Raw genomic sequence first — 13,141 nt, 5'->3', positions numbered from 1 at the left:
AGCTTCCAAGAAAAGCCGCTAAGCATTAACTAATATAGAAACCGTACCGCAAACCGACACAGGTGGTCGAGGAGAGTATCCTCAGGCGCTCGAGTGATTCACGGCTAAGGAACTAGGCAAATTGGACGCGTAACTTCGGGAGAAGCGTCGCTCTGAGAAATCAGAGCCGCAGTGAAAAGGCCCAGGCGACTGTTTAGCAAAAACACAGGACTCTGCGAATCCGAAAGGAGAAGTATAGGGTCTGACACCTGCCCGGTGCCGGAAGGTTAAGGAAGGGGGTTAGCGTAAGCGAAGCTCTTGACTGAAGCCCCGGTAAACGGCGGCCGTAACTATAACGGTCCTAAGGTAGCGAAATTCCTTGTCGGGTAAGTTCCGACCTGCACGAATGGTGTAACGATCTGGGCACTGTCTCGGCCGTGAGCTCGGTGAAATTGAAGTATCGGTGAAGATGCCGATTACCCACAACGGGACGAAAAGACCCCGTGAACCTTTACTACAACTTAACATTGTCTTTGAGTAATTGATGTGTAGGATAGGTGGGAGACTATGAAGCTGGTGCGCTAGTGCTGGTGGAGTCGTCCTTGAAATACCACCCTTTAATTGCTTAGAGACTAACCCGATGGGGGACATTGTTAGGCGGGTAGTTTGACTGGGGTGGTCGCCTCCTAAAAGGTAACGGAGGCTCCCAAAGGTTCCCTCAGCATGGTTGGTAATCATGCGAAGAGCGTATAAGTACAAGGGAGCTTGACTGTGAGACAGACAAGTCGAACAGGGACGAAAGTCGGGTTAAGTGATCCGGCGGTTCTGCATGGAAGGGCCGTCGCTCAAAGGATAAAAGGTACTCCGGGGATAACAGGCTGATCTCCCCCAAGAGCTCATATCGACGGGGAGGTTTGGCACCTCGATGTCGGCTCGTCACATCCTGGGGCTGGAGAAGGTCCCAAGGGTTGGGCTGTTCGCCCATTAAAGTGGCACGCGAGCTGGGTTCAGAACGTCGCAAGACAGTTCGGTCTCTATCTGTTGTGGGCGCTCGAATATTGAAAGGATTTGACTCTAGTACGAGAGGACCGAGTTGAACAGATCTCTAGTGTACCAGTTGTGCCGCCAGGTGCATGCTGGGTAGCTATATCTGGAAAGGATAAGCGCTGAAAGCATCTAAGCGCGAAGCCAACCTTAAGATGAGTATTCGTTGAAGAGACCTGGAAGATGACCAGGTAGATAGGCTATAGGTGGAAGCACAGTGATGTGTTAGGGAGCCAAGTAGTACTAATTTCTCGAAAGCTTCCTTTTTCTTTCTTTTTTTAAAAGAGAGATCGATAATCAACGCACTTTTAAAGTTCTATTACTTTCCTTATGTCATAACGATATAGAGTTTATCCAGAGGGATGAACGAAGATTTAATGGTGGTCATAGCGAGGGGGAGACACCTTTTCCCATTCCGAACAGAGCAGTTAAGCCCCTCAGCGCCGATGGTACTACGAAAGTGGGAGAGTAGGTCACCGCCAACCTAATCTATAAAGCCTGTACAGCAATGTACAGGCTTTTTTTATCAAAGAAATGTGCTCATCTAAAGAGATGAACAAAGATTTAATGGTAGTCATAGCGAGGGGGGGACACCTTTTCCCATTCCGAACAGAGCAGTTAAGCCCCTCAGCGCCGATGGTACTACGAAAGTGGGAGAGTAGGTCACTGCCAATTTAATCTATAAAGCCTGTACATTATTGTACAGGCTTTTTTTATTCTAAATTAAACACCTCGAGCTAAAAGGAAAATAAGGTTATTATGCTTCTTTTGATAAACCATATTTGAAAGAGATAATAAATCTTCGTCCTAAATAGCTCCCCCATTGATAGCCACCCTCAAAATTAGGAGAGAAGGGGTCTTCTGCACCATAGTAGGCTGGTTGTTGGTTATTGAGTAGTTGTTGCATGCTGAAATAAATAGAGCAATGTGCTAAAAAATTTATCTTAGGAAATAAGTGTTTAGGAAAAAATGCTAACCTAAGATCCCAGCGGCTAAATTGAGGACTCCGTTCTGAAATTATTCCTCTTGGACCTATGCTTGGAAGTCTTTGTGATGATTGTAAATATAGTTGACTTCTAATCTCCATAAGGGCTTTTTTATATTCATATTTTTTCTCCTTAATTATTGTATATCTGACTCCAATAGCCAAGTTATGGCGACTATAGAGTGGACTTTCCTTTTTTTCTCCCTTGAAATAGCTCCATCGCTGTCGATAAACATAGTTAAGGGAAAGGTGAAAATTAAGATCTGTTAAATCAAAAGCACTAAAGGCTTCTAAGCGATTGCGAAGTCCCCATTGGCCCTTTTCGAGATAGTGAAAATGCAACACATAAGGATCTTCGTCTAAATCGGCCAACATTTCTTGAGCTACAAACTGTTGTCGCCAATTAAATCGAAGGAGGTAGTAGTAATCACTAAATAATTGACGATTATTTTTTATTTGTCCAAAGTTGACTAGCTGCCATTTACAACCATAATAGTACATACTTTCCACTTGCGGCTTAGTTTCAACTTGAATAGTTCGACCTGTGCGGAGTAGTTCAGCATATTCAGTTAAAGGGTTGGCAAAACGCCATGATCGACCTGTAAAAAAGCTGCTGTTTATGTTTTTATGAATTAGATAGTTGATCTTGATTTGCGGACTTGCTTGCAATTTGGCTAAATTATGATAATGCCATTGTAGCTGCCCAGTAAATAGCCAGTTAGGTCCCCAATAACTACTTATTCCAAGTGCTGCACCTATTTTTTGTTCTCTTCGTCTGAGCCAGAGCTGATCTAAATGCTCATCAAATTGGTTCTGTTCTATTTCCAGTTGTGCATGAATTGCATCAAGTTCGGAAGATAATTGGTACTCATAGCGGCCCTTTAGGCTAAGTAAATCTTCCTTGCCTGAATACTGTCTTTGGCCCCAGTTCCGCAGTTGTTGATGGTCCTTATATTTAAAATCTAGGAGTAATAGGTCCTTTTTTCGAAAGGCAATTAGATGTTGGATTTGAAACTGTTTTTGTTGCAATTTTAATTCTTGTCCATAGGCTGTTGTATCTCCTTGCAAAAAGGCAGTTTGTCCTGTTTGCTGCTCTAATTGCAAAAACTGAAACTTATAATTACTCTTGAATAATTTCTCTGTATAAGAAAGAGATTGGCTAAAATAGAAGCTTTGATTTTGGGCTTGGTCTTGCCAGCCATCTTTATTACTATCTCTAATTTTGTTGAAGGAATTACTGCGATGACGCAAGCCAAAATCCCAGTTTTTATAGCTAGGGTTAAGTTCTAGCCCAAGATCGATCTCTCCCCTTGGGCTAGCGGCCAAATCTACTAATAGCTTGTGGAGAGATTCTTTTGTAAGTAGGTGGCCAAAAGCTCCATCGTGATCAAAGCCTGTATTATCCAAAGAGCTACTAGAGTGATTAAACCAGTAGTTTTGGCTTAACCAATAACGCTTTCCCAAACCTGCATCAGTATATAAGCGAGCAGCCCGCAAATCATCTTTAAAATAATGCTGGAAAACGGCAGGCTCCGATAAGCTCTGCCCCCAAATTGGTCCAACTAAAAGGAGAAAAAAGTAGGGTATTAGTTTATTCATCTGTATATATATATTTGGGGCCGCCCGCCTTTGGCGGGCGGTTACTCCCTTTGGTCGTCGAACTGCAGCCTAAAGGCCTTGTTGTCGTTTATTCCCGTTGGTCATCGAACTGGCGTCCTTTTGGGGCTGGTTGTCGCAGCTCGCTATTACTTGCTTCGCTGCGTCGGCTCCCCGTTGGTCGGGTCGCTCGGCCCTTCGGCCTGCGGCCTCGGTCTGGCCTAAGGGCCACTGCTGCACATCGCTAGGCCGAGGCCCTCTTTTGGCGTCCTACAGGCCCGAAGGGCCGCAGGCTGAGGGATGGACAGCAGGGCGGCGAAGCCGCAGACCCAGCAAAATGAGCGTAGCGAAATTTTGCGCAGGGCCGAGCGAACAGCGAGCTGCGAGACAGCCCGACCCGACCAAAGGGAGGGGCAGCCCCAAAATAAAGGATAATTATTTTGCTTCTTGCACCTGAATACTTTGGCCTGCTTCCCAAAAGATTGCGTCTGAATAGGGATTATTGTAGGCGGAACTGGCTGGAGCTCTGAAATAACCAGCTTGTACTGCTCGAAGATCTAATTTCAATTGCTGATGCTGTCCCAATGGTAAGGGCGGCCAATACAAAACCAAGCGATGTCCATGTATTTCGTACTGCTTCAATTGTCCAGATTGTTTTAACTGTTCTAGCTGCCACAGTTGTACTTGAAGGCCTGATGGAATCCCTAGTTTGCTGATAGGGGATTCTAAATCTCCCTTCTTTTGCTCATTTTTTATGCTTATTGTGTAGCGAACGAACTCCCCTTTTTGAACTTGATTTGAAGCCAATTGACTTTTAATAGAAAAAGGAGCATTAGGCTGACTATCAGGGGTATATTCCACCCAATTTAGCTGAAGTGAATAAGGGAAGGCTTGACTGAATTGTTCAAAACGCAAACTTAACTTATTTGGGCCCCGCTGCATGTTTTGATCTATTTGTTGGAGCTTAATATTTATTGATTTATTATAAGACTGTTCTGATTTTAGTAATTGATCATTAGCGTAAACTGATAGCTTCCCGTATTCTAATTTATTTTTAGCTTGGCTTTTTAGGATGAGTTGCATACTTCCCCTTTTTATTTCCATAAGGTTAAGTTGATAGTCAACAGACAACTGGCTATCTAGCTGATAGACTTCTATGGGAAAGCCCTTGGCTTGAATTGCTGTAGATAGAGATAATATATCTTGTCCCTTAGTCGACTTAAAACACAATTCGATGTCTAGCCTTTCCTTTTTATTATCAAGAATACGAAAAGGAAGATAAAGGAGAAGAAAGCTGTCTGCAGGGATATTATAAATGTGGGTATCCTGCTCAATCAAAGGCATGCATTGCATAGAAGAATGAAAGGCAAAGGTACCCGATAAGGGAGCATTTGTCCAATTATTGATTCGGATAGGTAGCTGTATTGTATCTTCAACGACTAAGCTTTGAGGGAGGTCGGCTAGAATTTCAATAGGTGCAACAACCTTATAGGTTTGTTCTTTTCGCGCTACTAGTTGTACATTTTGGCTAACGCCTTCAATAATAATGCGATGGGGGCTTACTGCATCCGAATGATAGAAGTAAATTTCAGCCTCTCCTTGCTCATTGGTTTCTATTAGGGGCTGCCAGAAAATAGTGCCTCTGAAATCTTCTCGAATCAATTTTAGCTGTGGATTATTCCTTTTGGCTAGCTCATAATTTGAATAATCAATGGCTTGAAAACTTTGGCTTTGATAAAGGTATAAGGAGGAGTAGCCCAAACGTAAAATATCTATGGCTAAACCTGATTGCTCCACAAAGGGCCTGCTAATCATAAGCTCATGGATATTGGTTGGCCCATTATTTCCAAAGCTTTCCCCTCTGCTTCTCTTTTGATAGAGAAAGTTGCTGTTCTCTTTTAAGTTAAAGGGGGAATTGAGCTCTTTTGCCCCTAATTTCGAGGATTTATCATGGTCCGAAAACCGCTGTAAGCTAGCTTTTCTATTGGATTTGTCTTCTTCTTTGAGTTTGGGGCGCAAGCGCTCTAGTTTTTCTAGATCTAAGTTCTCGGTTAGTGGTTGGGGAACTTGATCAAAGCTCGGTGAATAACCACGAACAATAACTTCTTGATTGGGCTCTAGTAAATCTATGGGGTCTTGATAAGAAGTATATTCAGATAAGTAGAAGTCATAGTTGATTTCTTCTCCTTTGCCTATCACAAAACTCTCAAGATGAGCTCTATAATAAGGCTTTTTAAAATAGCAGTTGAGGTCAAAATGGTTGCCATCATCTATTTTAAATGCATAGCGTCCTTGCTCATCAGTTGTCATTTCTGCAATATAGTCTTGATGAAGATAGCTAAATAGACTTACCTCAGCCCCTGCTAAAGGATGATAATCGGAATCATAAGCTACACCTTTAATCCAAGAAGGGCTATCTGCTGGCCCTATCCGTCGACGGCTAGAAGGGGCTGTACTTTGCCTAGCCAAATAAATAGCTTTCTTGTAGGTGAGTGGTTGTGAATCTTCTTCAAATAGTACTAGCTCGTTTGGAGCTGCGGCCCGTCTAAATCCTCTATGTTTTGCTTTGATTAGAAGCTGTCGATGCTGCATATAGTCGGTCCAAAAGAAAAACCCCAAAGAATCTGTTTTCACAGTAGCTAGCTTTTTTTGAGCATACCAGTCGTAAAGTTTAAGCTTCTTATTTGCTAAAGGTCGGCCATTAAAAAAGAGCTGTCCCAATAAACTGTTTTCCTGAGGGATGTTAATTTTAGGCTTTTGCCTCAATAGTTGCTCCCAATTATAACGTCGCCAATTATGTGTGAGTAATAAATAATCTAAGGCTGTATCGGCTTTAGGGTTATTCTCTTCCAAATAGAAATTAGCTGCCTGAATTTGTCCCTCTAATTGAGCAGCAAGTAAAAAGTAACTCAAAATATTCTCAGAGGGCTCCTGCTCCAATGACCAATATTTATCATCAACTACAGCTAAAGAAAGCTGTGTTTGTACTGGATTCCCTGCTGCATCTTTTACCTTAACTTTGAGCCTTACTTTTTCTCGAATGCTGTATTGCTCTTTGTCAAAGACCAACTCTATTTTTAAGCCTTCCCTCTTTTGGGCAAAGAAAAGCCGTTCGGCCTCAACCTGCTTGGTTTGGTTGAAGATAGTGATTTTTGCTATGCCCATCTTACAGGTCTCAATCGGTAATGAATATCGTTGGCTACCCGGCTGCAAAAGCAGCTCCTGCTCTAGGATAATCCCTGCTTCTTGAACCAATACTAACTGCACCCTTTTCTTTTTGCTGCTGTAAATTTCTAAATCTAGTTGATCGGCTTGCTGAGCGACTAAACTAAAACTAATGCCTTTTTCTTCTACCTTGGGTAACTCAAATTCTTTTTCTACGGGCCGCAATACTTTTAACCGATACTGCTCTTTAGCCTGTGGTTCAAACTCTAAGACGCCCATCCCTTGATGATAGCTTTTATAGGACTGTAATTCTTCTCCAGCTGCGTTCAGTAAAATGGCTTCAATATCTACAGCTTGAGCTTGCTGATCCCAAGATTTTATGGCTAAACGGTTCCGAATACCTGCCATCAATTGCCCACTTTCTGCCCTGAAATCTACCTGGAGTCCCCCGGAAAAGAAGGGAATATGCTGCCCAATCGAGGCAGTTTGGCCTTTATGCTCCACAAAAAGTTGTATTTGTCCTTCCTTAGCTTGTATAGAATCAGGTAGCTCAAATTCAAATAGACTTTTCCCTAAAGAATCTGTACAACCTTGTCCTATAAACAAGGGCTGTCCGTCCAAAATTACCTTATAGCGAAATGCTTTTTGCCCAATTGGGCCCCTGTTTAATTGGGTAAGGCTAAGCTGTGCTTGTACCCAATCTCCAGCTACATAACTATTACCTAAAATTGCCAACTCTAGACGCAGATTTGATCGTTTTTGCTGCTGAACCCAAAGCTTCTTCTCATAAATCAATTGCCGTTCTCCAAAATTCTTTTGCCAAAGCGTAGATAAGCGAAGTCGATACCCTCCCTCTTTTGCATATTGATCCAATTTAAATTCGCCAAAAGCTCGAGCATTGCTTAAGCGAAGTTTGTAAGTCTGTTCTAGCTCGCCTAAAGGATTGATTAATTCAACTTGAAGAACATCCGATTTGGAGGCAGAAAATTCATGATTTAAAGCATAAACTGAAAACCAGATAGTTTCACCAGGCTCATAATAGCTACGATCTGTATGAGCATAAATGTCCTCTGGAGGCAAAACTGCATGGTAATGCTCCACTTTTAGGCGATAATCGCTCTTTTGTGCCCAATTTGGGCCATATAAACCAAGTAAAAATAATAGGTAAATAAGTTTTTGCATAAATGCTCTTTAAGTTATAGATGTGAATAATAGTAAATTATGATGCTTAAAGCTTATAAATTTATTGGTTTTGGGGCTTCTGCTGAATCAGGGGACCCTCTAAAATGCCCTATCTTTTCTGGACCAAAGCAGGACCTCATCTAGAAGGCGCGAAGCGCCTGGCCTAGCGATGTGCAGCAGTGGCCCTTAGGCCAGACCGAGGCCGCAGGCCGAAGGGCCGAGCGAATAGCGAGCTGCGGAACGTAGCGCCGCAGCTTTGCTGCGGAGGCCCCAAAACAAAAAAGGATACATCAAAAAAACAGAAGGCTGCATCTAGTAAAGAAAAAGAACCTATGTATAAAATTATTTACCTCCTCTTTTTTATAGGAATATATAGCTCGGCTTGGGCGCAAAATTGGCCCTATAGCCAACAAATAGAGCAGTATAATGAAATATTGCCCACAGAAAATATTTATGCACAAACCGATCGCAGCTATTATGAACCAGGGGAAACCATCTGGTTTTCAGCTTATTTACTTGACCAAGAGCTGCTAGCCAGTAAGTCGGAGGTGTTGGAAGTGGAATGGCTCAATCCTAAGGGACAGGTTGAGAAAAGTTACCGCTTGCCCGTGCTAAAGGGCAAGGCCAGAGGAGATTTTAAGTTGGATAAAGATGCCAAAGGTGGAATTTATACGCTTCGGTTAAAGACCAATTGGCAAAAGAATTTTGGAGATCAGCAGTTTGTTTTTGAGAAAAAACTCGTGGTTCAAAACCAATATTTGCCAGATCTATTGATGAAGTTAGACTTTTTGCGGGAGCGCTATGGAGCTGGGGATTTGGTGCAGGCCAAATTGGATGTACGCACGCCCAAAAATGAAGTTTTGGCCAATAAAAAGCTAAGTTACGAGATTTTTCTAGGAGGAAAAGTCTGGAAAAGAGGCAAGGGGGAGACCAATGCCATGGGGCAAAGCCAAATTCAATTTGAGCTAGCTGCGCCCTTGGAGGCCTCAGAAGGATTGCTCAATGTTTTTGTAGAGCATGAAGGCAAGAGAGAATCTATTGGGCGAAGCATTCCATTGGTTCAAGATAAAATACAGCTGCACTTTATGCCCGAAAGTGGGGACCTAATGGCGGGTTTTCAAAATCGCTTGGCGATTAAATCTCTAGACCTACAAGGCCAGGCCGTAGATGTTGAGGCCGTTTTATTGAATGCAGCTGGAGAAGAATTGCAGCGCTATAAAAGCTACCATCAGGGAATGGGCGTTTTGGATTTTGAGCCGAAGGCTCAGGAAGAATATCGATTAAAAGTGCTTCGTCCCGTACAACAAGAGTTTGACTTGCCGAAGGTCCTTACCAAGGGACTTAGCTTTAAGGTGTTGTCCCAAGACGAAGAACAACTAGAATTAGAAATTTACAGTAGTAAAAAACAAAGCGTTTGCCTGTTGATGGTTCAAGATGCAGGGGGTGTTGAAGAACGTGGAATCAAGCTGAAGGCGGGCAGCCAAAGGTATAGCTTGCCGCTAAAAGATTGCAAAATGGGCATCGCCAAAATTACCCTCTTCAATCAGGCAGAGCAGCCCGAGGCCGAGCGCCTATTTTTTGCCAAAAAGCAAGCAGGTCTGCAAATCGAGGTCGAAACAGATAAAGATAAATATGCCATTCGCGAAGAGGTCGAGCTAAAAATTAAGGTGAAAGATGCGGCAGGCAAGCCAGTGCAAACGCAGCTCTCTTTGGCGGTGGTTGATGATAAGTTTTGGAATCTGGACCAAGACAAACCCGATAATATTCTCTCGCATTTCTTGCTCTCTAGTCAACTAAAAGGCAAGATCCAAGAACCTGCTTTTTACTTTGAGGACAATAACCCTAAGGCAGATACCGCCTTAGATTATTTGCTTTTGACGCAAGGCTGGCGTCGCTATAACTGGCGGCAAATCATGGCGGCTGAGCCCCAAGTTAAATTCATGGCAGAAGACGGAAAACGTCTGGCTGGACAACTGTTTTTTAATGGGGCGCCTTTGGGCAATAAGTCGCTAGGCGTTTATCGAAATGGAGATAAAAAACTACTCGCAGAGCTCAAAACAGATGCCGAGGGCTTTTTTGTTTGGGAAGACTATGAGGGTGAAGAGGAAATCCTACTAAAAACAAAGCATAGAGGCTTTTCACTAGAACAAAAGGGGGATAATCGAAAAAATTATTCTCGTTCTCTGAATAGAGCGCCTGTTTATTTTCAAAGACAGCCTTTCCGTGCGCCCCAAGATAAAAGCGCCTACTATAGCCGTAGAAAAGTGGGTAGCTCCTCAGATCCTGCTGCCCTCAAAGGGATGGTCTTTGATGAATATGGCGAGCCTTTGGCTTTTGCTAATGTTGTCCTACTAAAAGCAGGAACAGATCAGCTAGTCAAAGGAACCACTACAGATTTTGATGGGAATTATAAGCTTGATGGAATTACTTCTGGAATCTATGACCTCAAGATTACCTATATAGGCTATCCTAAGGGGCTGGTCAAACAGCTAAGGGTTGGAGGCGGTGAGCAGCTACGATATGACTACTATTATTCCGACTCAGATCTAGATTTAATGGAGATGGCTGTTGAAGAGGTAAGAGTTGTAGAGTATAGAATTCCCCTAATAGAAATGGATAATACCACTGCTGGCCAAACATTAGGGGCAGAGGATATCGAAAAATTGGCTACTCGTAATATTGCTAGTATTGCTGCAACTACAGCAGGGGTGAACCAGGCAGAAAATGGCGAGAATTTAAGTAGACGCACTAGGGCTGATGATGTTTTTGTTGATGGAGTAAGAGTAATTGGTGGCGCGCCACGACCAGCTCCAGTAGAAAAAATTCCAGCAGTAGGACAAGAAACAAAACTGAACACAGCTAATCTAAACGAGACCAGCAATTACCTCAATCTACAAAGAGCAGAGGGACAACTTCGTCCCAGCCCAACAACCGATAAGTTGAGCCAACCTCAAATTACCGATACCAAAACGACGATAAAGGGAATAACTGCAGAACTTAGCCAGCAAGGCTGGGCTGAATTTTATCAGAGTCAAAGCTTTTACGCTCCAGATTATAGTCCTTATTTAGCTGCAAAAGAGCGCTACAAAAATATTTCCGTAGAGCGGACCGACTTTAGAAATACCCTATACTGGAACTCTTTGGTCGAAACGGATGAAAATGGAGAGGCAGAGCTCCATTTTTATAATTCTGATGCAGTAACTACTTTCCGCATTATTACGGAAGGAGTAGGCGGACAAAAAATTGGTCGCCAAGAAAAAACCTATAGTGTGCAGGCTCCTTTTCAATTGCGGGCCCAATTGCCTAAAGAGCTAATTGTTGGCGATACCCTCCGTTTGCCTGTCTTTTTGATTAACCAGACCGATAAAGCGCTTTCAGGCAAGTTTTATTTGTCGCATAGCGAGCAATGGCAACCGCTGTTTAGTCGAGATACGCAGAAATACAATATTCCTAAGGATAGCTTTTTACGCCTGGAGCTGCCTTTTGTGCTCAATTATAGCAAAAATAGGAACCTCAATCTGAAGCTGAGCTTTTTCGCTTCTGGCCATAAAGATGCTTTAACGCTAAAGAGCCAACTCAAAGCCAGAGCCTTTCCCGTAGCTATTAGCCAAGCCGATAAACAACGGCAAGCGAGCTATCAATTGAGTATTGATGAAATGAAGGAGGGCTCTATGCAAGCCCAAATTACCATTTTTGGCAATCCGCTCATGCAATTGCAAGCGACCTTAGAAGGCATGATTCGCCGCCCTTATGGCTGTTTTGAGCAGGTGTCTTCCAGTACTTATCCCAATATTTTGGCCCTACACTTATTAGAATCTACAGGCCAACTCGATCCCAAAATAGCGGATCGAGCGCTGGGTTATATCCAAGATGGCTATAATAAATTGGCGGGCTATGAGTCTACAGGCGGTGGCTTCGAGTGGTTTGGCGGCTCTCCCGCACATGAAGGCCTCACGGCCTATGGCTTGATGGAGTTTAAGGATATGGCTGCTGTGGCGCCCATTGTCGATGAGGCCATGGTCGATCGTGCTCGAACTTGGTTGCTCTCTCGCCGAGATGGCCGTGGTGGCTTTTTGTCTGCGGCTGGCTATAATCATGGCTGGGGCCAATCGGAGGCGGTAAGCAATGCCTATATTACTATGTCTTTGGCCTATATTGGCGAAAAAGGCCTAGACAAGGAGCTGCAACTAGCGGCCCAAGAGGCTAGTGCTAGCCGTGATTTATACCGTTTGGCCCTAGTGAGTTTGGCCCATTTTTATGCAGGCAAAAAGACGAAGGGGAATGAACTTTTGGCTTTGCTCCAAAAGAATATGACTGACCTCAATACGCTAAAGGCCGAGCACTCGATTACTTATGCGACGGGCCGAAATCTTCGTCCGCATATTTTGTCTTTGGCCATTTTGGCCCATTTGGAGGCGGGCGATCTGGCTGCTTGCCATCCCTTGGTCAATGCTTTGATCAAAACAAAAGGCCGCTATTATTTTGGTGATACCCAAGGCACGGTTTGGTCGCTTAAGGCCCTAACTGCCTACGCCTTGGCGCAAAAAATACAGCCTGCAGAAGATGGAAAACTGTTTGTTCGTCTGAATGGGGAGTTGATCCAAGAACAGGCCTTTAATAGCCATGCTGGCCTAAGCTTAGGAATGGATAGTTTGGCCAAAAAAATGGCTCTTGGTCAAAATCAAATTAACCTGAGTTTTGAGGGCTTTAGCCGAGCGCAAAGCTATATGTTGGAAATCAATTGGTTAGAATATACGCCACCCACTGCCCAAGATGCACCTATTTCGGTAGCTACTCGCTTGGCCAAAACGCAAGCACTAGAAGGGGATTTGGTCCGTTATGAGGTGGAAATTAAGAATGAATTGGAGGATAAAGATGCGCCCACGCCAATTGCCATGATTGGAATTCCCGCTGGCTTGAGCTTACAATCTTGGCAGCTCAAGGAGCAGCAGGAGGCGGGCAAATTTGATTACTACGAGATTTTTGATAACTATTTGGTGCTCTATTTTAGAAAAATTCCCTCAGAGGGAGCTAAAAAGATACTTTTGGACCTTAAAGCAGAGCTGCCTGGGCATTTTACGGCCCCTGCCAATTCGGCCTACCTCTATTATCGCCCCGATGCGGTATTTTGGGAAGCGGGCCAAAGTATTCAGATCAAAGCAGCCAATTAAGCGATTTTTCTTTTGGGGC

At 43.6% G+C, this 13,141-nt stretch carries 3 protein-coding genes and 3 rRNA genes (1 of these 6 only partly in view); 4 read left to right on the top strand and 2 right to left on the bottom strand.

What is annotated here, in order from left to right; all coding sequences use genetic code 11:
• From PPO43_RS06200 to rrf (PPO43_RS06190), 3 genes are all read left to right on the top strand, one after another.
• Positions 1–1,290, top strand: a 23S ribosomal RNA gene (locus tag PPO43_RS06200) (it extends 1,523 nt beyond the left edge of the window).
• A gap of 109 nt (positions 1,291–1,399) precedes the next feature.
• Positions 1,400–1,508: ribosomal RNA gene (gene rrf, locus PPO43_RS06195) — 5S ribosomal RNA — on the top strand.
• An 81-nt stretch (positions 1,509–1,589) separates the two neighbouring features.
• Positions 1,590–1,698 (top strand): 5S ribosomal RNA (gene rrf, locus PPO43_RS06190).
• 82 nt (positions 1,699–1,780) lie between these two features.
• Here rrf (PPO43_RS06190) and PPO43_RS06185 read toward each other — a convergent pair.
• Both PPO43_RS06185 and PPO43_RS06180 read right to left on the bottom strand, forming a co-directional pair.
• Positions 1,781–3,607: a TonB-dependent receptor gene (locus PPO43_RS06185; RefSeq protein ID WP_272620945.1), complete on the bottom strand. Its 1,827-nt coding sequence runs from the start codon at positions 3,605–3,607 to the stop codon at positions 1,781–1,783.
• A gap of 432 nt (positions 3,608–4,039) precedes the next feature.
• Positions 4,040–7,951: an MG2 domain-containing protein gene (locus PPO43_RS06180; protein WP_272620944.1), complete on the bottom strand. Its 3,912-nt coding sequence runs from the start codon at positions 7,949–7,951 to the stop codon at positions 4,040–4,042.
• A gap of 332 nt (positions 7,952–8,283) precedes the next feature.
• On the opposite strand from PPO43_RS06180, the gene PPO43_RS06175 reads away from it, so the two are divergent.
• Positions 8,284–13,122, top strand: coding sequence for an MG2 domain-containing protein (locus PPO43_RS06175; protein WP_272620943.1), 4,839 nt, complete (start codon positions 8,284–8,286; stop codon positions 13,120–13,122).
• Positions 13,123–13,141: the final 19 nt, after the last annotated feature.

Source organism: Saprospira sp. CCB-QB6 (assembly GCF_028464065.1).
Taxonomy (GTDB): domain Bacteria; phylum Bacteroidota; class Bacteroidia; order Chitinophagales; family Saprospiraceae; genus Saprospira.
This window is presented reverse-complemented; position numbering and strand designations above follow the sequence as displayed.

Bases quoted from the DNA above. Each gene is read 5' to 3' on its own strand.
- PPO43_RS06175 (WP_272620943.1), top strand. From the start codon at position 8,284: ATGTATAAAATTATTTACCTCCTCTTTTTTATAGGAATATATAGCTCG.
- PPO43_RS06185 (WP_272620945.1), bottom strand. From the start codon at position 3,607: ATGAATAAACTAATACCCTACTTTTTTCTCCTTTTAGTTGGACCAATT.
- PPO43_RS06180 (WP_272620944.1), bottom strand. From the start codon at position 7,951: ATGCAAAAACTTATTTACCTATTATTTTTACTTGGTTTATATGGCCCA.